We start from the raw sequence: 20,875 nt of genomic DNA, 5'->3' as shown, positions 1-20,875 counted from the left end.
AAATTCTCCGTTCGGATTGCGCTCGCGGGCCTGTCCCTTGAGGGAACTTCTTCGTGCCAGTCGGTTGCCGGCAGCGCCGCGGTGTGACCCGTATGCCTTCCTGGTGCCCTCAGCCCTTGTTCTTGTTGTAGACGTCGAACACCACGGCACCGAGCAGCACCAGGCCCTTGACGACCTGCTGCCAGTCGACATTCACACCCATGATCGACATGCCGTTGTTCATCACGCCCATGATGAAGCCGCCGACCACCGAACCGATGACCTGACCGACGCCGCCCATCGCCGAAGCGCCGCCGATGAACACGGCGGCGATGACGTCGAGTTCGCTGCCGAGGCCCGCCGCCGGCACCGCCTGTCCAAGGCGCGCCGCGATGATCAGACCGCCAAGCGCCGACAGCACGCCCATGTTGATGAACACGTAGAGGGTCAGCCGCTCGGTGTTGATGCCCGACAGGAGTGCGGCCTTGGGATTGCCGCCCATCGCGTAGATGCGGCGGCCGATCGTCATACGCTTGGTGACGAAGACGAACAGCGCGATCAGCGCCGCCATGACCGTCAGCACGACCGGAAAGCCCTTGTAGGTGGCGAACTGATAGACGAGAAACAGGACAAGCGCACTGATTACCAGCGTCTTGACGGTGAAGAGCGAGAACGGTTCGGCCTGATAGCCGTGCCGCTCACGCGTGCGTCGTGCCTTGAGGCCAAAGAAAATATAAGCCGCCACGCCGATGACCCCGATCACCATCGTCGTCATATGCAGCGTCAGGCCGCTGCCGACGATGGTCTTGCCCGCCGCGTTCACGGTTGGTGCAATCAGCGTCAGCGGACCGATCAGGTCGGGAATGAAGCCGGAACTCAGCTTGTTGAAGCCATCCGGCAGCGGGCCGACCGAGGAGCCACCGCCGAGCAGCGCCTGGCACATGCCGCGGAAGATCAGCATGCCGGCCAGCGTGACGATGAAGCTCGGTATTCGATGGTAGGCGATCCAATAGCCCTGTGCCGCGCCGATGGCACCGCCGATAATCAGGCAGACGATCGACACGACCAGCGGATTGCTGAGCGGGCCCAGGTTCCACGTCACCATCATGTTGGCCGCGAGCGCACCGATGAAGCCGGCGACCGAACCGACGCTGAGGTCGATGTAGCCGGAAACGATGACCAGCAGCATGCCGAGCGCCATCACAATGATGAAGGAATTCTGCTGCACGAGGTTGCTGAGATTCAGCGGCTTGAACAATGTGCCCGACGTGGTGAACTGGAAGAACACCATGATAGCTATCAGCGCCAGCACCAATCCGTAGTCGCGCAGATTGGTGACCAGTGCCGAGACCGCGAAGCGTGGCGTATCCGTCCCGCCATCGGCAGTGGCGGATTGCGGTACGGGAGCGCTCTCTGTGCTCATGATGCTTTTCCTTCTCCCCGAACGATGGCGCGCATGATCTTTTCCTGGCTGGCGTCGCTCGCCGCCATTTCACCGACGATGCGCCCTTCGTTCATCACATAGATTCGGTCGGTGATGCCGAGCAGTTCGGGCATTTCCGACGAGATGACGATGATCGCCTTACCTTCGGCGGCCAGGCGCGCGATGATGGTGTAGATTTCGTATTTGGCGCCGACATCGATGCCGCGCGTCGGCTCATCGAGGATCAGCACTTCCGGGTTGGCGAACAGCCATTTCGACAGCACCACCTTCTGCTGGTTGCCGCCCGAAAGGTTGCCGGTCATCTGGTAGACGCTCGACGCGCGGATATTGGTCTTCTTGCGATAGTCATTGGCGACGTCGAGCTCGCGCAGGTCGTCGATCACGCCGTGGCGCGACACGCCGCCAAGATTGGCGAGCGTGATGTTGTGCTTGATATGGTCGATCAGGTTCAGCCCGTAGGTCTTGCGGTCCTCGGTGACGTAGGCGATGCCTTGCTTCACCGCTTTGCTGACCGAGGAAAGATCGACAGGCTTGCCGTTGAGCAGCACCTCGCCGGTGATGCGGCGGCCATAGGAACGGCCGAACAGGCTCATGGCGAATTCGGTGCGTCCGGCGCCCATCAGCCCGGCAATGCCCACCACTTCGCCTTTGCGCACATCGAGATCGATGCCTTTGATCACCTGGCGGTCGGCATGGATCGGGTGATAGACCGACCAGTCGCGGATCTGCAGCACGACATCGCCGATCCTGGGGTCGCGCGGCGGATAGCGGTCGTCGAGCGAGCGACCCACCATCGAAGTAATGATGCGGTCTTCCGAAATGTCCTTCCTGGCAAGCGTCTCGATGGTGCGCCCGTCGCGGATGATGGTCACCTTGTCGGCGACACGGTTCACCTCGTTGAGCTTGTGCGAAATCAGGATCGAGGTCATGCCTTGCCGCTTGAATTCGAGCAGCAGGTCGAGCAGGGCCTGGCTGTCCTTTTCCGACAGGCTCGCCGTCGGCTCGTCGAGGATCAAGAGCTTCACGTCCTTGCTCAGCGCTTTGGCGATCTCGACCAGTTGCTGCTTGCCGACGCCGATATTGGTGATCAGCGTATTGGGATCTTCCTTGAGGCCGACCTTCTTCAGCAACCCGGTCGTGCGCGCCTCGTTGGCATCCCAGTCGATGATCCCGCGCCTGGCATGTTCATTACCAAGAAATATGTTCTCGGTGATCGACAGCATCGGCACCAGCGCAAGTTCCTGGTGGATGATGACGATACCCTTGTGCTCGCTGTCGTGAATGCCCTTGAAATGGCACTCCTCGCCGCGAAAGATGATCTTGCCATCATAGCTGCCTGAGGGGTAGACGCCCGACAGGACTTTCATCAGCGTCGACTTGCCGGCGCCATTCTCGCCGACCACGGCGTGGATCTCGCCTTCCTCGACACGCAGGTTGACGTTCGACAGCGCCTTCACGCCGGGAAACGTCTTCGTGATGTCCTGCATCTCCAAAATCGTCGAGGCCATGGGCAATAATTCTCCTGCGAGATCCGCAACAATACCGGGGTCGCTGGTGAACGAAAAGGGGCCCTGCGTTGCGCAGGACCCCTCGCTTTGCGACCGGAATTACTTCAGGTCTTCGGCTTTGATGTAGCCGGAGTCGACGACCAGCTTCTGGTAGTTCGACTTGTCGACTTCATGCGGCGTCAAGAGGATCGAGGGCACGACCTTGACGTCGTTGTTGTAGGTCTTGGTATCGAGACCGTCCGGCTTGCCGCCCGACAGCACCTTGTCGACCAGTTCGACGGTCGCCTTGGCGAGGTCGCGCGTATCCTTGAACACGGTCGAATACTGTTCGCCGGCGATGATTGCCTTCACCGAAGCGGTTTCGGCATCCTGGCCGGTCACCACCGGCCACGGCTGGTCGGCTGTGCCGTAACCGACAGCGCGCAGCGAGGCGATGATGCCGCGCGACAGGCCGTCATAGGGCGACAGAACGCCATCGACGCGGGCGCCGCTGGAGTAATTGGCCGAGAGCAGATTGTCCATGCGGGCCTGTGCGGTCGCGGCCAGCCAGCGCAGCGTGCCGACCTTGTCCATGCCCATCTGGCCGGACTTGATCTTGATCGAGCCGTCGTCGATCATCGGCTGAAGGACGGACATCGCGCCATTGTAGAAGAAGAAGGCGTTGTTGTCGTCGGGCGAGCCGCCGAACAGCTCGACATTCCAGGGCTTGGTGTTCGGGAAACGCTCCTTGAGGCCCTTGACCAGCGAATTGGCCTGGATGACGCCGACGCCGAAATTGTCGAAGGTGGTGTAATAATCGACATTGGCCGTCTTCTTGATAAGGCGGTCATAAGCGACGACGACGACGCCTGCGTCATTGGCCTTCTGCAGCGCGGCCGACATGGTCGTACCGTCGATCGAGGCGATGATCAGCGCCTTCGGACCCTTGGTGATCTCGTTTTCAAGCTGGCTGAGCTGGTTGGGGATATCGTCCTGCGCGTATTGCAGGTCGACCGTATAGCCCAGGGCCTCGAGTTGGGACTTGACGGCGTCGCCGTCATTGATCCAGCGCTGCGAGGTCTTGGTGGGCATCAGCACGCCCACGAGGCCCTTGTCGGCTGCGTAGGCGGTGGCCGACATGGCGGCGATGCTGACCGCCAAGGCGGCGACTAACGTCTTGATGATTTTCACTTAACTCTCCCTGGTTGATGGACGCGGCACCCCGGGGGTCGCGGGCCGCGCAATCGTGCAGAAGCGCCAAGGCACTGCTGCCGTCATATCGATCTCCGGTATCCTCCCATGGTCCCGAGACGCTGATTTCAATCGATGCGATTTCCATCGTCGCCGATCGTCGCATTTCGGAACGCACTGACGTTGCGACCCTTTTGCCATAACTGTCAAATGCGATCTTTGATGTTTGCTATATCGTGGTTGGTATGAATTATTGGAACACGGCAGGTCGGCACGAATGCCGGCCGCCAGGAGAGAAAGTGGGGAAGCATGGCGGCGCTGCGAAATCCGGCTGCGGTTTCAAATGGTCACAGTGAAAAGCCGGGCGATGGCGAAACCTTGCTGCGCAGTGGGCTCAGCCTGCGTCACATGCGCATGATCGTCGCACTCGACGATCATGGCCGGGTGAGTGCCGCCGCGCAGGTGATGAACATTTCCCAGCCGGCGGCTTCGCGCATGATCGCCGAGATGGAGGCGGTGCTGGAGGTCAAGCTGTGCGAAAGGCTGCCGCGCGGAATCACGCTGACGCCCTACGGCAAGGCGCTGGCAAGGCGTGCGCGTTCGATCCTGCTGGAGATGCGCGAAGTCGATCGCGAGATCGCCGAGCTCAAGGCGGGCAAGGGCGGTTCGGTGTTCCTGGGTGCCGTGACCGCGCCGGCGATTGAACTCGCGGTCCCGGCGATCCGCGAAATCCGCCGCATCTATCCACGCATCGAGATCACCATGCAGGTGGAAACCTCCAATGTGCTGGCGCGCGAGCTGATTGCCACGCGCCATGATTTCATCATCGCGCGCATTCCTGACGACCTTAACCCGAGACTGTTCGAATCCCGTGTCATCGGCGTCGAGAAAGCTTGCCTGATCGTGCGCCGCGGGCACCCTCTCATCCGGGGCAGCGTGGTGCGGCTGGAAGATACCGCCGCCTATGACTGGGTCTTCCAATCGGGCGGCTCGCCCTTGCGCCAGGCGATGGAGAGCAATTTCCTGAACCGCAACATCGCGCTGCCGGACAGGATCCTCAATACCAGTTCGCTGCTCTTGACGCTGGTCATGGTCGCCCAATCCGACGCCATCGCACCGGTTTCGGTCCAGGTGGCGAAATTCATCCAGAATCCCGACGGGCTGGCCGGTGCCATCGACGTCGTACAGACCGAATTCGACATCGAGGTCAGGCCTTACAGCCTGATCACGGTCAAGAATCGGGTGTTGTCGCCGGCCGCCAAGATGCTGCACGATTTCATCCTGCGCGAAGTGGGGTGAGGGAACAACAATCGCGACCGCGCGTTCAGGCACGATCGGCATGCCCGCTGAAGCCCATTTCGGCGAGGGAATGAGATGCCGATGATCAACTTGGAGGAGGGTTCGATGGAACGTCGGTTGTTTCTTACCGGAATGCTTGGCGCCGCGGGGGTGGTGGCCTTTGCGAGTGTGGCCGGACCCGGCCGCGCGGTTGCCGGTATCCCGCAGGGCAACGGAATTCTCGATGAGTTGGACAAGCCGGATCCGGCTGTCTCCGAAGGGGATGACGAGGCCGGATTGGAGCAGGTCTCGCATCGTCGCTGGCATCGCTACGGCGAATGGCGTCATGATCGCCGCTGGCGCCGCCGCCATGGGCGCCGCCGTGTCTGGCGCAGGGTTTGCCGCCGGACCTGGCGTCACGGCCGGCGCCACGTGCGCTGCTGGCGCGAGCGCGTATGGGCCAGGGTCTGGCTGTAACCGGCTTCTGCCTGACCCAAAGGACCGGCCACGTTGCTGGCCGGTCTCTTCACAACAGATCTTGTGCAGCGTGGCGTCGATCGCCTCAACGTGGCGGATTTCGCACTTATTTTAGCTTAGCCTAAGGTAGAATCGACGGAACGATATCAGCGTCTGGCCGTTGCAGCGCTGTTTAGGTGGAGTTGTAAGCATGCCGAGGGGCGATCAGGAAGAACCATATTCCGCAATGAGGATCATGCGTTTGCAGGCAGCGGGCAATCAGCACGCATGAAAGGCGTGGCGATACTGACGGAGGCCCGTAGCGGCTCCGAATGGCTTGGCAGCCTGGCAAACAGCACGGGATTGTTCGGTAAGTCGGCAGAATGGCTTGATACGGCCAATCTGGGATGCAAGCCGAAATCCTTCGACGAACTCATGTCCGCGGTGATCGATCGCGGCGGGACGGCAAATGGCAGGTTCGCCGTAAAGCTGTTTCCCCGGCACCTTCACTGGTCGCAGGCGAAATATGGAGCCGACTTCCTTGCGGAATGCCTCCGACGCCATGCCATGGGTTTGGTCCTGCTGGAGCGGCGGGACCGCCTTCGCCAAGCGATTTCCTACTGTCGGGCGAAGGCATCAGGCCGTTGGAGAAGCACGGACGGCGCGGATTTGGTTCCGCAATATGACTTCGCCGGTATCTGCCAGGCCTATTTCCTGATCGAACAGAGCTATGCCTTCTGGGAAGCCTACCTGCGCATGGCGGACCTGCCCTACGATCATTTCTTTTACGAAGACCTATTGGACGACCCCCGCCCTTACGTGGCATCGGTGGCCCGGCAATTGTCGATTGAAATGCCGAACCGCGAGTTCAAGACGAATTTGCGGCTGCAACGGGACAATCACACCGAGGACTGGGCAGAGCGATTTCAAAACGACGTCAAATCCCAAGGCCTGCTGGCACATCTCCCCAAAAGGGTGGCGCCGCGAAATATCAACAACCTCGCCCGGTTCCTTCTCAAGAAGCAGATGAGAATTGGCCAAGCCTGACTTGACCAATGTCATGTCGGTCCCATCACGTGGGCGGGGTTCGTCGCTCAGTGCGGTTGGCAACAGCACATAATCGTGATGGCCGCATTGCTCAGCATACCGGACGTCTGGACTGTTGTGATTGCCTAAAGGCAGACGTCACCGCCCGCAATGCATTGTCGGCCCGACGCTCTAGAAGTCATTATGCGACGGGCTGCCTCGCGACACTGTGTAAAACTGGCGCCGCTATTGCCGCGCCAGCACCTGAATGTCTGAAGGTCCGACCTACGATCCTTCAGTACGGCGAATCGGGAAAATAGAATTCTTCCGCGTTGTCCTTGGTGATCAAGGGGCTGTCCAGGATGTAGCGCCCCCGAATCGGCGCCTGCGTCGCGGTGCGCATGGTAGTAAGCTCGATCGCCGGGATGATCAGGGTTGGCGGATAGAAAATGTCGGCGTCGACGGCGCCGCCGCCGTCCTTGACCATCTTGACAACTTTGTTCATGCCGGAACCGCCCAAAACTACGATCTGTTTCGGCCTATTGGCCTGCTTGATTGCCTCCATGGCGCCGAGCGCGGCATCGTCGTCGCCCGCCCACACGCCGTCGATGGCGTCATATTTCTGCAGGAAGTCCTGCATCACCTCGAAACCCTTGTCCGGATTCCAGTTGGCGAACTGCATGTCGAGAATCTGGACCTTCGAGCCCCCCAACTCCTTTTTGAAGGCATCGATGCGGACATTGTCGATCGTGGTTGGAATGCCCCTCATGACGACGATCTTGGCACCATCGGGAAACTTCTTCTTGAAGTAATTCCCCGCGATCACGCCGTATTGCGGGTTGTTGCCGCCGACATAGAGGTCCTCGATGCCTTCCTCCGACAAGCCGCGATCGACGGTCGTTATGAACACGCCTTTGGCCTTGGCCTGCTTCACCGGTTCGGTCAGGGGCTCGGATTCAAACGGCAGGATCACCAGCGCGTCGATGCCTCGCGCGACGAGATCCTCGACGTCGTTGACCTGCTTGGAAGCGTCGTTGGCGGCAGCGACCACGAACTCGATGTCAGGGAAGGCCTTTTTCATCTGTTCGACGGTACGCTTGGTCTGGAAGTTGAGACCGCCGGTCCAGCCATGGGTTGCCGCCGGAATGGAAATGCCGATCGTCTTACCGCCCGCTGCCAAGGAAGTTTTCGGCATGCCTACGGCGCCGAGCGCGAGCGCGATCGCTCCGCCCTTTAGGAAAGTTCTCTTCTCCACGGTGTGCTCCTCTCTAGGATAGCGGGTCAGACCTCTCGGCGACCCTTCTGCAGATAAACGGCGATGATGATGATGACCCCCTGGAACGCGCCGTTGAGATATGGGCTGGCGAGCGCCGTGAGGTTTAGGATGTTGTCGATCAGGCCGAGAATAAGGACCCCCACGATCGACCCCCAAATGCGGCCGAAGCCGCCTTTGAGCGCGGTCCCGCCGATGATCACGGCGGCGATAGCTTCAAGCTCCCACAGGAGACCGGTTGATGGCGTCGCGGCGCCGAGCCGCGGAACATAGATCATCGTGGCCAGGGCAACGCAGACCCCTTGGAACACGTAAGTCAGGATCCGCACGCGGTGGACGCGGATGGCCGAATATCTGGCTACTTCCGGATTTGACCCGATGGCGGTGATGTGGCGGCCAAGCCGGGCGCGGCGCAGGACCAATTCCGCCCCTATCGCTAGAACGATCATCGCGATCAACGGATAGCTTACGCCGGCGACTGAGCCATAGTAGAGTGGTCGCGCGATCCCCTTGAGGCTGCTTGAAAGCGAGATCGAACCACCGTCCGAAAGCCAGGTGATGACGGAGCGGAAAATGCCCATCGTGCCCAAGGTGACGATGAAGGCGTCGATGCCGCCCTTGACAACGAGGACGCCGTTAAGCGAGCCCGCGACCACGCCCAGCGCCAATGCCAGGACTATGCCGATCAGCACGGCCAGCCAACTGTCCCCGAGCGACGAGCCTGCAGCGTTCATGCCCATGATGACTAGGCCAGCGATCAGCGCCGACATTGATCCGACGGAAAGGTCGAGGCCACCAGCGGTGATAACGTAGGTGGCGCCAATGGCGATGATGCCGACGATTGCCGAGCGGGTCAGCAGATTGGATAGGTTGCCGGCAGACAGGAAACTGTCGCTCAGCATGCTGCCGATGAAGGTCAGCGCCAGCAGGGCCATGATAGGTCCCAACGCGCTAAGTCGCTTGGTGGCGCCAAACCACGAACGGTGTGGCATGGCATCGGCGGGGTTGGCGGCGGTGTTCATTTTATGCGGCCTCCTTGGTCAGACCCATAGCGAGGCGAACGATGGTGCCCTCGTTGATGTCGTTGCCGGTCAATTCGCCGGCGACGCTGCCTTTGCGCATCACCAGCACGCGATGCGCCAGACCGATGACTTCCTGCATCTCGGAAGAGATCACCACGCAAGCGGCGCCTTGCGCGGCAAGCCCGGCGATGACCCGGTAGATCTGCTGCTTGGAGCCTATGTCGACGCCGCGGGTCGGTTCGTCGAAGATGACCACATCCGGGCGGCTCGCTAGGGTCTTGGCGATCAGGACCTTCTGCTGGTTGCCGCCGCTGAGCGAGCGCGCGATTGCGTTGGGGGCGCCCCTTCGTATGTCGAACTCGCGAACAGCCTGGTCCAGCCGTCCGCGTTCTTCCGCTCTGTTGATCCAGGCCCGACCTCTTAGCGCACCGACTGTAAGGGAAACGTTCTCATCGAGGCCGGCATCCAGGAGAAGCCCTTTACCCTTGCGATCCTCGGTCAGGTAGGCCAAGCCGGCGGCCCATGCCTCGCGCGCCTTGGGCAGGTGTCCGCTTGCGGCTTTGGCAAAAGCGAAGTTCCGGCATTGCGCGGGTCTCAGGCCGGCGAGCGCTTCAAATGCTTCGGTCCGGCCGGAACCGACCAGTCCGGCAATTCCAAGGATCTCGCCGCGGCGCAGTCGGAAGCTGATTCCACTGACATGAGGCGGGCTTTGCAGATCGTCGACGCTGAGCACGACGTCGCCCGCGGGCATTGCACTCTTTACTGGATAGAGTTGGCTGAGTTCGCGGCCGACCATCAGCGCCGCCATCTCGTCTTCCGTCAGTTCCGACGCCGGTCCAACATGCCGGATGCGCCCGTCCCGAAGAACAGCCACTCTGGAGGCGATCGCCTTCACCTCGTCGAGACGATGAGAAGTGAAGATGATGGAACCTCCGTCCGACACGAATTGCCGCATCCGCCGGAATAGGGCTTCCACTTCGCGAGCGCCCAGCACGGCGGTCGGTTCATCCATGAGCAGAAGTTTCGGGTTCCTCGCGAATGCCTTTGCCACTTCCACCATCTGCCATTCGGTGTTGGGCAGGCCGGAAAGCTTGGCGCGGGGATCGGCTGACGAGCCCAATGCGTCCAGAAGCAGGCGGGAATCTCTGTGTATTTTCGGATAGTCGACGAGAAGGTGGCGACGAGGTTCGCGGCCGATGAAAATATTCTCGCCGACGGTCAGGTCCGGCGCGAGGCAGAACTCTTGGTGGATAAGGACGATCCCAGCATCCTCGGCACTTTGAACGGTCGCGGGGAGGGGACGTCCGCAGATCAAGGCCGTGCCGGCCGTTGGCGGCACATAGCCGCCAACGATGCGCATCAAGGTAGATTTCCCGGCGCCATTCTCGCCCACGAGGGCAAGAATTTCCCCACGATCGACCGACAAGGTGAGATCCTCGAGAACAGGATTCAGCCCATACGTCTTCGCGACGTCGCGCAACTCGACAAACGCCGTCATGAGATTTGACCTTCGGATTGTGATGAAGTCAGACGCCTACGCGCTGCTTCCTGCGAGCTTGAGCCTGTTCCATATGCGCTTCCTGCACCTGCGGCCTGGCGCTAACCTCGGGCACACCCACATCCCACCAGGCATCACCAGGCGTCCAGGTGAAACCATCGGACACCAGCGTGATGACCGTTGTCCGGTCCGTTCCGAGGGCCCAATCGACGGCTTGCGCGAGGTCCGCCAGACTGTCGACGCGCCGAGTGAGCGCGCCCATCGATTCGGCGTGCTTCACAAAATCGACGCTGAACGGCTCCTTCACGCGGCAATCCTTGATCAGGTTGTTGAAGGAGGCAGCGCCCTTGGCATTCTGGAGACGATTGATGACGGCGTAGCCGCCGTTATCGCAGACGATCACCACCATCTTATGGCCCGACAGGACCGTGGAATAAATGTCCGAGTTCATCATCATGTAGGTGCCATCGCCGATCATCACGATCGGCGTTCTCGTCGGGTCGGCCATGGCGGCACCCCAGCCGGCGGCAATCTCGTAGCCCATGCATGAGAAGCCGAATTCGCAGTCGAACGTATTGGGAGCCTTGACGCGCCAGTTCTTCATGACCTCACCCGGCAGTCCGCCCGCAGCCGTGATGACCAGGTCACGCTCGCCTGCGCGCGCATTCACGATGCCGATGACCTGGGCGTAGGTGGGAACGGGCTGATTGGTCGGCTGCTGGTACCCATCCAGCGCTTTGTTCCACTTGGCGAACTCGACGCGGCCCTTCTCGGTCCATTCCCTTGGCGCCTGCCACTCCTCCATCGCCGCCCCCAACTCGTTCAGCGAGGCCAGGGCATCGCCCACCACCGCCAGGGCACGATGCTTGGTCGCGTCCCAACGGGCCGCGTTGATGGAAATGAACTTGGCGTCCTGCGCGAAAGCGCTCCAGGAGCCGGTGGTGAAATCCATCAAGCGCGTGCCGACGGCAACGATCACATCCGCTGACGCGGCAAGCGCGTTGGCCGAAGTCGAGCCAACGATGCCGATCGGGCCGACATAGGCCGGATGATTGTGGCTGACCGTGCCTTTGCCGGCGATCGTCTCACACAACGGAATGCCGTGGATGAGGGCAAGGTCGGCCAACACCTGCTCGGCGCCTGAGTAGCGTGTGCCGCCACCAGAAATGATAAGCGGGCGCTTGGCAGCCTTCAGCAGCTTCACCGCTTCTGCAAGCCGGTCGGCATCAGGCCGTGGCCGCGGGATCGCGTGCACCGTCTCGGCGAAGAATTCCTCTGGGTAGTCCCAAGCCATCTCCTGGACATCCTGCGGCAGTGCGATGAATGCCGGGCCGCAATCAGCCGGATCGAGCATAGTGGCGACTGCCTGGGGGAGGGAGGAGATTATGCCTTCGGGATGAACGATGCGGTCCCAATAGCGGGTTACCGGCCTGAAGGCGTCATTGACGTTAATGGTCGGATTGCCGAAGTGCTCGACCTGCTGCATGACCGGGTCGGGGCGGCGATTGATGAAAGTATCGCCGGAGAGCAGCAGCACCGGCAGACGGTTCGAATGGGCCACCCCGGCGGCGGTGACCATGTTGAGGGCGCCGGGACCGATCGAGGTTGCGGCCACCATAATCTGGCGGCGGCGCTTGGCTTTGGCGAAACCGATTGCCGCGAGTGCCATCGACTGCTCGTTTTGCCCGCGCCATGTTGGCAACCTATCCTGGACCGCTTCCAGCGCTTCCGACAGGCAGGTCACATTGCCGTGCCCGAAGATGGCGAAGACGCCCGGAAAAAGCGGTACCCGCTCTCCGTCGACGATCGTGAACTGATTGCAAAGATAGCGGACCAGGGCTTGCGCCATGGTCAGACGGACCACTGACATTTGACTCCTCCGGGCATCGCGGCAACATCATGCCGAATGATGAATTCAATTCCTATTGCGGAACTGACTTTTTTGCAAGTGGCATTGCAGCAGAATGCAACGACAAATCCGGATCACCGGTTTTCGAGCCGGAATTCTCCGCTGGTAAACCAAGTGCAAAGAAGCCATCATGCAACAAAAATTGCAAGGATGTTGGCCGTGGATGAGAAAGTGAAAGCCCCAAAGGACTACGAGGAACTCATCCGCGTGATCCACGATCGGTATGAGCAGATGAGCAAGTCATACCAGAAGATAGCCGTATATCTCACGCAGAACCCAAATGATGTTGCGGTGCGATCCGTGAACGCGATCGGGGAAAGCAGCGGTGTTCACGCATCGAGCTTCGTGCGCTTTGCCCAGGCGCTAGGCTATGAGGGGTTCAAGGATCTTCAGACCCTTTTCCAGAAGCGATTGTCCACCGCGGCGCCCGGCTTTGAAGCGCGCGTCAAGGCGCTGGAGACGGAACTGGGGGCGCGAACCGACCGCAGCGAGTTCGGCCTGATGCACGATCTGGTCGTTCGTGATATCGCCTCGCTGCAGGAGATGCTCACAGCTATTCCGCCGGCAGATTTGGCCGAAGCCGTCAACCTGCTCGAGAAGGCCGACGTCATCTATCTGATCGGGCAATTGCGCTCGGCGCCAGTGGTCGAACTCCTGCGTTACATACTGACGATGCTGGGCAAGCGATGCACGTTGCTGGACCCTGGCGGCGGGCTCGCCACGCATATGGCTCGCGTGATCCGCCCACAGGATGTGCTTTTCGCGGTATCGTTCCGGTTCTATGCAAACGAGGTCGTGAATGTCGTGGAAGAGGTTGCCAGCAGGGGCGTCCCCATCGTGGCGATTTCGGACAGCACCTTGTCGCCGCTGACCAAGAGCGCACGCGTGCTTTTTGCGGTGCCCGAGCACGAATACACGTTCTCAAGATCGCTTGCGGCCCCGATGTGTCTTGCGCAGGCGCTAACAGTAGCGCTGGCAGCGCGCTTGCAGAACAATGGCGTTGACCCGCGGATCCCGACAGTCACAGAGCAATAGCTCTTCTGTGCCGCGGGCGGTGAGCATCATGCCGAGGGTGGCGATGAAGGGGGAGGAGCGGCGCAGCCTTGTGCTGCTCCGTATTGAAGCGAAAATCGACTGGTTGCGATCTACCATGAAATGTCTATTGACAAACCAATAGATGTTGCAATGATTGTTGCAATACGGTTTTAGGGAGGATTGCGCCAGCCTGCGCAGGGCTCGCGATCCATCGGCCATGCCGAGGATCAGCGCAGCCGGAGGTTGCTCCGCAGGGAGCGGAACGCTCATCCCACCATGCCGGAATCTTGTGACCGTTGCGCTGCCGCGTGGCGTGTCTCGTGCTGCATTCGGGGTGCTCAGATGTATAGCGACTACGGACTTTTCATCGACGGAGCCTGGCACTCAACGGGCGGGGGAGGCTTCACGCCGGTCCTCAGTCCGGTCACCGAACGGGCGCTTGGCGAGGTACCGAACGCGAGTGGGGAGGACACGCGCGCCGCGCTTGAGAGCGCTGATCGCGGATTTCGTTCCTGGAGAGCCAAGTCCGCCTTCGAGCGGGCCGACGCCCTGCATCGGATAGCCGACGAAATGCTGCGCCGCAAGGACGAAGGGGCACGGATGATCTCCAGCGAGACCGGCAAGCCGCTGGCGCAGTCGGAGCGGGAATGGGCTCTCGCGGTCGATCAATTCCGCTGGCATGCCGAGGAGGCGCGTCGCATCTACGGACGTGTCATCGAGAGCCGTGTCCCGGGCGGGCGTTTCGAGGTCCTGCATGAGCCTGTCGGCGTCGCCGCGGCCTTCACGGCCTGGAATTTCCCCGCAGCACTGGTGGCCCGCAAGGTCGCGCCAGCGCTGGCCGCCGGCTGTTCGATCGTGGTGCGCCCCTCGAGCCAGACCCCGGGCACGGCCATGGTCATGATTGACTGCATGCGAGCGGGCCTGTTGCCTGCGGGCGCGGTCAGCCTGCTGGTCGGCCCCACGGAAGCCACCTACACGCCGATCATGGCGTCGAAAGTAGTCCGGAAAGTGTCCCTGACCGGCTCAACGCGGGTCGGTCAGCAGATGATCCGCGATGCCGCCGATACGGTCAAGAAGGTCTCGATGGAACTGGGCGGCAACGCGCCGCTGATCGTCTTCGATGATGCCGATATCGAGACCGCGCTCGGTGTGGCGGTGCCGACCAAATATGCCAACGCCGGCCAGGTCTGCGTTACGCCCGACCGCTTCTTCATCCATGAAAGCCTGCATGACAAATTCGTCGAGGGCTTCGTCTCCCGGGCGAAGTCGCTAAAGCTTGGCGATGGTCTCGACCCCTCGGTGCAGATGGGGCCGCTGATCAACCGCAAGCGGCTCTCAGACATCGAGGCCGTGGTCGCGGAGGCCGAACGGCAAGGTGCCACGGTCGCCGCCGGCGGCCGCCGTGCGGCGGCCTTCAATGCCGGGCATTTCTTCGAGCCCACGGTGCTGACCAATGTCAGCGACGACATGGCGGTCTTCGCCGAGGAGAATTTTGGGCCGGTGGCGGCGATCAGCTCGTTCTCCAGCGACGACGAGGCGCTGCAACGCGCCAACACCTCCGACATGGGGCTTTCGGCCTACGCGTTCACACAAAGCCCGAAGCGTGCACGCCGGGCGGTTGCCGAACTGAAGGCTGGAATGGTCGGCGTCAACAGCTTCGCTCTTGCAGCCTCGGAGGCGCCCTTCGGCGGCACCAATTTTTCGGGCATGGGCAGGGAAGGGGGTATCGAGTCGATCAGGGACTACCTCGACACCAAGCTAGCCCAAGTCGTGTTCTAGGGCTGCCGCCATGATCCCCAACATCCTCAGGAAGCTCTGGGCCGATGGCCGTCCGACCATCAATGGTTGGCTCTCGATAGGCAATTCGTTCACCGCCGAGATCATGGCCGCGCAGGGCTATGACAGCATCGGCATCGACCTGCAGCACGGCGCGCTCGACTACAACGCCATGCTGCCCATGCTGCAGGCCATGCGCGCCTCGGGCGTCACCCCGCTGGTGCGTGTCCCCTGGCTCGAGCCGGGCATCATCATGAAGGCACTGGACGCCGGCGCCTACGGGATCATCTGCCCGATGATCAACACTGCGGAGGAAGCCGCACGATTTGTCTCCTGTGTGCGCTATCCGCCGGTGGGTCAGCGCTCCTTCGGGCCAACCCGCGCCAATTTCGCGGTCGGCGCCAACTATGCGGCGGAAGCCAATGGCGAAATCCTCGCCTTCGCGATGGTCGAGACCGCCGACGCGATGGCTAATCTCGATGCGATCGCGGCCACGCCAGGGCTCGACGGCATCTATGTCGGGCCGGCCGACCTGACCTTCAGCCTGCACGGCGGTCGCCTGCCTCCGGCCTTCGACCGCGAAGAGCCGGAAATGATCGAGGCGTTGCAAACGATTGTGCGGGCATGCCGCAATCATGGCATTCGCGCCGCGCTGCATTGCGGCACTCCGGAATATGCCGGCCGCGCAGTGGGGTGGGGCTTCGACATGACCACCGTCTCCAACGACGTGCGCCTGCTCGCCGGCGCCGCCGACGCCGCCGTGAGGCGGTTCCGGGCGCTGACGGCCGGAGTGTCCGCCAAGAGTGCCGACGCCAGGGGAGGCTACTGATGCCGCATGTGCTTGTCGCAGGCAAACTGCATCCTAGCGGCGTCGCCCTGCTCGATCGGGCTCCGGGTGTAACCTACGACTATGTCGAGGAGGTTTCCGAGCCAAGCTATGCCTCGCTGATCGGCAAGGCCGATGGGCTGGTCATTCGCACCCAGCCGCTGTCGGCTCCGACCATCGACAATGCACGCAACCTCCGCATCGTCTCGCGGCATGGGGTCGGCTACGACTCTGTCGACCTGCCGGCGCTCAACAAACGCGGTATCGCGCTGGCAGTCGTCGGCGATGTCAATTCCGTCTCCGTGGCCGAGCACGCCATCATGCTGCTGCTGGCAGCCGCCAAGCGCACGCTGCGCGCCGATCGGGCCGTTCGCGAAAAAGGCTGGAACTGGCGCAACAAGCTCGAGGCGTCGGAACTAGCGGGCAAGCGGCTGCTCATCATGGGTTACGGCCGGATTGGCCGGCATCTGGCCCGTATGGCCGCTGGCTTTTCCATGGAGGTCGAAGCCTACGATCCTTTTCTTGAGAAGGTTGGCTGGCCGGATGGCCAGGTAAGGTCGGCCGGCGACCTCGACGCGGCGGTCGGTCGTGCCGACGCGATTTCCGTGCACGCGCCCAAGGGTGAGAGGCCGTTGCTCGGCGCTCGTGAATTCGGGCTCATGAAACGCGGCGTCATACTGATCAACACCGCACGCGGCGGCGTGGTCGACGAGTCTGCCCTGATCGAGGCGCTGCGCGGTGGCGCGGTGGCGGCCGCGGGACTAGATGTTTTCGACCACGAGCCCCCTGACCCGGATAATCCGCTGCTGGCTATGGATCAGGTGATCCTGACGCCGCACATCGCCGGTCTCACCGCCGAATGCGGGGAACGCATGGCGGTGTCCTCGGTCAGGAACGTCCTCGATTTCTTCGAAGGCAAGATCGACCCTACGCTCGTCGTCAATGGATCAGAAATCAATGGGAAATGAGAAACCCAAGCTGCGGGTCGGGCTGATCGGGACCGGCTTCATGGGCAAGACCCATTCGTTCGGGTTCGCCGCGGCGGAACGTGTTTTCGATCTGCCCTTCGAGCTCGAGCTTCATACCGTCGCGGACCGCACCGAAGAACTTGCCCGCGCAGCTGCGCGTGGGCTCGGCTTCAAGAACGCTACCGGCGATTGGCGCCGACTTGTCAGCGATCCGGATATCGATCTTGTCGACATCACCGCGCCAAACGCGTTCCACCACGAGATGGCGCTGGCCGCGATCGCCGCCGGCAAGCATGTCTATTGCGAGAAGCCGCTTGCACCGCGCGCAGCAGAGGCCGCCGAGATGGCAAACGCTGCCGTGTCTGCCGGCGTAAGCACACAGGTCGGGTTCAACTATCTATGCAATCCGATGATGGCGCTGGCCCGTGAACTCATCGCATCCGGCGAGCTTGGCGAAATCCGTAGCTATCGCGGGATTCACGCCGAAGACTACATGGGCGACGCGGACGGTCCCTTCACCTTCCGCCTCGACCCGGTAGGTGGCGGTGCGCTGGCCGATCTCGGCAGTCATGCCTTGGCGACCGCCGAGTTCCTGATCGGCCCTATCGAACGCGTTCTTGGCGACGAGGTCACCGTCATCAACAGTCGCCCGGACGCCAAGGGCGGCCGTACCGCCGTCGAGGTCGACGACATCGGCCGCGCATTCTTGCGCTTCGCCAACGGCGCCACGGGCAGCATCGAGGCGAGTTGGGTGGCGACCGGCCGCAAGATGCAGCATGACTTCGAGATCTACGGTTCCAAGGGCGCGTTGACGTTCAGCCAAGAGCGCTTCAACGAGCTTCATTTCTACGTCGCGGCGGATGCTGGCCGTGTCCGTGGTTTCCGTCGGATTGAAGCAGGGCCTGATCATCCGCCCTACGGACTGTTCTGCGTCGCCCCAGGCCATCAACTTGGCTTCAACGATCTCAAGGCGATCGAGATAGCGCTGTTTCTTGAGGCCATCGCGGGCCAGCGCTCCGAGCCGTTCGGCTTCAAGTCCGGGCAGCGCGTTCAGGAACTCGTTGAGGCCGTTCACACGTCGGCGGTTGAGACTCGCTGGGTCTCCACCCTAAAGCATGTCGCGTGAAAGAGGATTCACGCAACCTGCTTCAGGTCTTTGATTTAAAGCATGCCTCCCGAAACCGCTGCACACTTTCGGGAGGCATGCTTTAGCGAGCAACTAAACTCTTGGGTTATCCCGAAGGTAACGGCGCGCTATAAGCCGCGTTGGGACGACCGCCCCGGCACTATTGCAGGCTGACGCGCTAGCTAGCCAGCCGCCATCGACCGGCAAAATCGCGCCGTGCACGTATTCGGAGGCTGGCGAGGCCGTATGCACCCGCTTCGGGCAGGCGGAGAGCGACCCCGCGGCTCCCAGGCCGGAGAGTGTTCCGGCTACGACGCAGACCTTCCATCCACACGGTTCATTGCACGACCTCATATCCGGCGGCGGCCATGACCCTCATCAGTTCAGCATGTCCCTTGATCGCCATCGCTATTGGGGGAGAAACCTTTGGATCCTGCTCGGCTTCGACCACGAACCATCCTTCATAGCCATATCGCGCCAAGCGCTTAACGATCGCCCCGAAGTCGAGGTCGCCGTCGCCAGGCACCGTGAAGGCGCCTTTGACGACGGCGTCGAGGAAGCTTTCCCTGTCGCGATCAATCGCCTTAATCACGTCGAACCTGACATCCTTGGTGTGTACATGGGAGATGCGCGCGCTGTGCCTGTCGATGACGCCCAAGACGTCGCCACCGGCGAAAGCCATGTGCCCAGCGTCAAACAACAGCGGCAGGGCCTCGCCTGAGTGCTTCATCAGGAGATCGACTTCCGCCTCGGACTCGATCGCGGCGGCCATGTGGTGGTGGTAGGCGATAGGCATTCCTTGTTCGGCGCACCATTCGGCAAAGTCGGTCATTTTCGCGCCGTATGTCCGAATGTCCTCCTCGCTCAGCTTTGGCTTGGTTGCCAACGGTTTGGCGCGGTCGCCCTGGATAGAGCGCGCCACCTCGCCATAGACGATGCAAGGAGCGTTCATAACCTTGAACAGCTCCATCTGCGGCGCGATCCGGTCTTTCTCGCGCTCAATATCGCCGTCGAGAAGTGCCCCGGAAAACCAGCCCCCGCATATCGAGATGCCAAACTTATCCAGGATCGGACCGAGCTCAGCGGGGTCGAGCGGGAACCGTCTGCCGGTCTCCATGCCAGTGAAGCCTGCCACAGACGCTTGCCTCAGGCATTCATCGAGACTGACATCGTCGGATAATTCTTCCAGATCGTCGTTCCACCAGGCGATGGGCGCGATTCCGAGCCTTGCTTTCATCTACAACTCCCGAGCACGTTGGACGAGCATTCAGTGTTTGCCGAAATGAGCGAGAGGCCGGCTGTCCATTCTGGACTATCATGGCGCATCATATACGTGCTGCTCCCCTGCAATCGCACAGGGCCTTGAGCATCGTATCAGCAGGTGAACGGGTCTTGCCCCCGTACGTCGCCAATTCTCCCTCCGGCGCTTTCTCCCGTTGGCAACGACAATTCCTATTGACAATTTGGCTGGAGCGCAACAAACATTGCAGGCTTTTGCAACGAAATTTGTTGCGATCGATTTCTGGGAGGAATTGTTGCAACGAATCGCTGTGCTCGGCTGTGGCCGAATTGGAGTGATGCATGCCGCAAACGTTGCGGCGCATTCAGGAGCAAGACTGGCCGGCGTCTACGATGTGAACCTAGACGCGGCCTCTGCCTGCGGCGCCAGGTACGGCGTGCCGGTATTTCAGTCTTCCGACGCCGTGTTTGCAGCGGACGACGTCGATGCCGTGCTGATCGCTACTTCTACCAGCACCCACTCAGATCTGATCGAAGCCGCGGTCAGGGCCGGAAAGCCAATCCTCTGCGAAAAGCCGATAGATCTGGATTTGAAGCGGGTCGAACTCTGCAAGCGCCGCATTGGCGCTAGCGATGTGCCGATCATGCTGGGCTTCGTGCGTCGCTTCGACCCCGGTCACCGGGCCGCGCGCGAGGCGATGCTGGCTGGCGAGATCGGCGACCTGCACCAGGTGATCATCACCTCGCGCGACCCCGGCATGGCATCTTCCGCTTACATCGAAGTCTCCGGCGGCATCTTCCGCGACATGACCATCCACGACTTCGACCTCGCCCGCTACCTCCTGGGCGAGGAGGTGGTTGCGGTCTCGGCCAGTGGATCGCGACTGGTGGATCCTCCGCTGATGGAACGCTGCAACGACTACGACACCATCGCGGCTGTCCTATCCACTGCTTCAGGCAAGCAGGCAATAATCACGAACTCGCGACAGGCAGCCTACGGATACGACCAGCGGGTCGAACTACTTGGCAACAAGGGCATGCTAATTTCGGAAAATCGTCGCAACAACCATATCACCAAGCATGTCCGCGACGCGACGAACGTCTCCGCGCCGCTGCTGAATTTCTTCATCGAGCGCTATTCCGAAGCGTTCAATGCCGAGATCAGCGCCTTTGTAAATTCCATCGAGGCCAAAAAGCCTGTCGAGGTCGGGTTCGAGGATGGGAGGCTCGCGCTCGTCCTGGCCGAGGCCGCGGCAAAATCCGTGACCGAACACCGGGTCGTTGCGGTCAAAGAGATCGGCTGACGAGGACAGGCGAACTGGCCGATCGGGTGATGCGGGGT

17 protein-coding genes are annotated in these 20,875 nt (G+C 61.5%); 9 read left to right on the top strand and 8 right to left on the bottom strand.

What is annotated here, in order from left to right; translation table 11 throughout:
• Window positions 1-109: 109 nt before the first annotated feature.
• The 3 genes from mmsB to chvE all read right to left on the bottom strand — a co-directional run bounded on the left by mmsB (window position 110) and on the right by chvE (window position 4,101).
• The gene (gene mmsB / locus FJ934_RS05660) at window positions 110-1,402 is read right to left on the bottom strand and encodes a multiple monosaccharide ABC transporter permease (RefSeq protein ID WP_140607663.1); all 1,293 of its coding nucleotides are present in this window, start codon (window positions 1,400-1,402) and stop codon (window positions 110-112) included.
• Window positions 1,399-2,931, bottom strand: a complete 1,533-nt coding sequence (gene mmsA, locus FJ934_RS05655) for a multiple monosaccharide ABC transporter ATP-binding protein (protein WP_140607662.1) — start codon at window positions 2,929-2,931, stop codon at window positions 1,399-1,401. The genes mmsB and mmsA overlap by 4 nt, the downstream gene beginning before the upstream one ends.
• A gap of 99 nt (window positions 2,932-3,030) precedes the next feature.
• Window positions 3,031-4,101, bottom strand: a complete 1,071-nt coding sequence (gene chvE / locus FJ934_RS05650; protein ID WP_140607661.1) for a multiple monosaccharide ABC transporter substrate-binding protein — start codon at window positions 4,099-4,101, stop codon at window positions 3,031-3,033.
• Window positions 4,102-4,410: 309 nt separating this feature from the next.
• Between chvE and FJ934_RS05645 the strand changes: the two genes are divergently transcribed.
• From FJ934_RS05645 to FJ934_RS05635, 3 genes are all read left to right on the top strand, one after another.
• Window positions 4,411-5,400 carry a LysR family transcriptional regulator gene (locus FJ934_RS05645; protein ID WP_140607660.1) on the top strand — a complete coding sequence of 330 codons (990 nt, stop codon included), beginning with the start codon at window positions 4,411-4,413 and terminating at the stop codon, window positions 5,398-5,400.
• A gap of 75 nt (window positions 5,401-5,475) precedes the next feature.
• Window positions 5,476-5,856, top strand: a complete 381-nt coding sequence (locus tag FJ934_RS05640; RefSeq protein ID WP_246671440.1) for a protamine-2 (modular protein) — start codon at window positions 5,476-5,478, stop codon at window positions 5,854-5,856.
• A gap of 267 nt (window positions 5,857-6,123) precedes the next feature.
• The gene (locus FJ934_RS05635; protein WP_140607659.1) at window positions 6,124-6,882 is read left to right on the top strand and encodes a Stf0 family sulfotransferase; all 759 of its coding nucleotides are present in this window, start codon (window positions 6,124-6,126) and stop codon (window positions 6,880-6,882) included.
• Window positions 6,883-7,156: 274 nt separating this feature from the next.
• Here the strand turns inward: FJ934_RS05635 and FJ934_RS05630 are convergent, their stop codons facing one another.
• The 4 genes from FJ934_RS05630 to iolD are packed head-to-tail and all read right to left on the bottom strand — an operon-like array spanning window position 7,157 to window position 12,524.
• Window positions 7,157-8,116, bottom strand: coding sequence for a substrate-binding domain-containing protein (locus FJ934_RS05630; protein ID WP_210241948.1), 960 nt, complete (start codon window positions 8,114-8,116; stop codon window positions 7,157-7,159).
• A 26-nt stretch (window positions 8,117-8,142) separates the two neighbouring features.
• The gene (locus FJ934_RS05625; protein ID WP_246671439.1) at window positions 8,143-9,156 is read right to left on the bottom strand and encodes an ABC transporter permease; all 1,014 of its coding nucleotides are present in this window, start codon (window positions 9,154-9,156) and stop codon (window positions 8,143-8,145) included.
• A 1-nt stretch (window position 9,157) separates the two neighbouring features.
• The gene (locus tag FJ934_RS05620; RefSeq protein ID WP_140607658.1) at window positions 9,158-10,654 is read right to left on the bottom strand and encodes a sugar ABC transporter ATP-binding protein; all 1,497 of its coding nucleotides are present in this window, start codon (window positions 10,652-10,654) and stop codon (window positions 9,158-9,160) included.
• Window positions 10,655-10,682: 28 nt separating this feature from the next.
• The gene (gene iolD / locus FJ934_RS05615) at window positions 10,683-12,524 is read right to left on the bottom strand and encodes a 3D-(3,5/4)-trihydroxycyclohexane-1,2-dione acylhydrolase (decyclizing) (RefSeq protein WP_140607657.1); all 1,842 of its coding nucleotides are present in this window, start codon (window positions 12,522-12,524) and stop codon (window positions 10,683-10,685) included.
• Window positions 12,525-12,560: 36 nt separating this feature from the next.
• Here iolD and FJ934_RS05610 point away from each other — a divergent pair, with 36 nt between their 5' ends.
• The 5 genes from FJ934_RS05610 to FJ934_RS05590 all read left to right on the top strand — a co-directional run bounded on the left by FJ934_RS05610 (window position 12,561) and on the right by FJ934_RS05590 (window position 18,294).
• On the top strand, window positions 12,561-13,598 hold the full coding sequence (locus tag FJ934_RS05610) for a MurR/RpiR family transcriptional regulator (RefSeq protein WP_246671438.1): 1,038 nt from the start codon (window positions 12,561-12,563) through the stop codon (window positions 13,596-13,598).
• Window positions 13,599-13,940: 342 nt separating this feature from the next.
• A complete protein-coding gene (locus tag FJ934_RS05605) occupies window positions 13,941-15,377 on the top strand; it encodes an NAD-dependent succinate-semialdehyde dehydrogenase (protein ID WP_140607656.1) in 1,437 nt (478 codons plus the stop codon).
• Window positions 15,378-15,387: 10 nt separating this feature from the next.
• Entirely contained in the window at window positions 15,388-16,203 is an 816-nt protein-coding gene (locus FJ934_RS05600) for an aldolase/citrate lyase family protein (protein WP_140607655.1), read from the top strand.
• Window positions 16,203-17,168 carry a hydroxyacid dehydrogenase gene (locus FJ934_RS05595; protein WP_140607654.1) on the top strand — a complete coding sequence of 322 codons (966 nt, stop codon included), beginning with the start codon at window positions 16,203-16,205 and terminating at the stop codon, window positions 17,166-17,168. The genes FJ934_RS05600 and FJ934_RS05595 overlap by 1 nt, the downstream gene beginning before the upstream one ends.
• Window positions 17,158-18,294: a Gfo/Idh/MocA family oxidoreductase gene (locus FJ934_RS05590; RefSeq protein ID WP_140607653.1), complete on the top strand. Its 1,137-nt coding sequence runs from the start codon at window positions 17,158-17,160 to the stop codon at window positions 18,292-18,294. The genes FJ934_RS05595 and FJ934_RS05590 overlap by 11 nt, the downstream gene beginning before the upstream one ends.
• 337 nt (window positions 18,295-18,631) lie before the next feature.
• Here FJ934_RS05590 and iolE read toward each other — a convergent pair whose 3' ends face one another.
• Window positions 18,632-19,531, bottom strand: coding sequence for a myo-inosose-2 dehydratase (gene iolE / locus FJ934_RS05585; RefSeq protein WP_140607652.1), 900 nt, complete (start codon window positions 19,529-19,531; stop codon window positions 18,632-18,634).
• Between the two features lie 295 nt (window positions 19,532-19,826).
• Here iolE and iolG point away from each other — a divergent pair, with 295 nt between their 5' ends.
• Window positions 19,827-20,837 (top strand): inositol 2-dehydrogenase, encoded by a 1,011-nt coding sequence (gene iolG / locus FJ934_RS05580; protein WP_210241949.1) that lies wholly within the window; start codon window positions 19,827-19,829, stop codon window positions 20,835-20,837.
• Window positions 20,838-20,875: the final 38 nt, after the last annotated feature.

It is taken from the genome of Mesorhizobium sp. B2-4-12 (genome assembly GCF_006441575.1).
Taxonomy (GTDB): Bacteria; Pseudomonadota; Alphaproteobacteria; order Rhizobiales; family Rhizobiaceae; genus Mesorhizobium.
Note: the sequence above shows the minus strand (reverse complement) of the source record. Positions and strands in the feature narration are given on the sequence as shown.

Coding starts and splice junctions, on each gene's coding strand:
- FJ934_RS05640 (WP_246671440.1), top strand. CDS start 5,476: ATGCCGATGATCAACTTGGAGGAGGGTTCGATGGAACGTCGGTTGTTT.
- mmsA (WP_140607662.1), bottom strand. CDS start 2,931: ATGGCCTCGACGATTTTGGAGATGCAGGACATCACGAAGACGTTTCCC.
- FJ934_RS05590 (WP_140607653.1), top strand. CDS start 17,158: ATGGGAAATGAGAAACCCAAGCTGCGGGTCGGGCTGATCGGGACCGGC.
- FJ934_RS05600 (WP_140607655.1), top strand. CDS start 15,388: ATGATCCCCAACATCCTCAGGAAGCTCTGGGCCGATGGCCGTCCGACC.
- mmsB (WP_140607663.1), bottom strand. CDS start 1,402: ATGAGCACAGAGAGCGCTCCCGTACCGCAATCCGCCACTGCCGATGGC.
- iolD (WP_140607657.1), bottom strand. CDS start 12,524: ATGTCAGTGGTCCGTCTGACCATGGCGCAAGCCCTGGTCCGCTATCTT.
- FJ934_RS05595 (WP_140607654.1), top strand. CDS start 16,203: ATGCCGCATGTGCTTGTCGCAGGCAAACTGCATCCTAGCGGCGTCGCC.
- FJ934_RS05625 (WP_246671439.1), bottom strand. CDS start 9,156: ATGAACACCGCCGCCAACCCCGCCGATGCCATGCCACACCGTTCGTGG.
- iolE (WP_140607652.1), bottom strand. CDS start 19,531: ATGAAAGCAAGGCTCGGAATCGCGCCCATCGCCTGGTGGAACGACGAT.
- FJ934_RS05605 (WP_140607656.1), top strand. CDS start 13,941: ATGTATAGCGACTACGGACTTTTCATCGACGGAGCCTGGCACTCAACG.
- FJ934_RS05610 (WP_246671438.1), top strand. CDS start 12,561: ATGATGAATTCAATTCCTATTGCGGAACTGACTTTTTTGCAAGTGGCA.
- FJ934_RS05645 (WP_140607660.1), top strand. CDS start 4,411: ATGGCGGCGCTGCGAAATCCGGCTGCGGTTTCAAATGGTCACAGTGAA.
- FJ934_RS05635 (WP_140607659.1), top strand. CDS start 6,124: ATGAAAGGCGTGGCGATACTGACGGAGGCCCGTAGCGGCTCCGAATGG.
- FJ934_RS05620 (WP_140607658.1), bottom strand. CDS start 10,654: ATGACGGCGTTTGTCGAGTTGCGCGACGTCGCGAAGACGTATGGGCTG.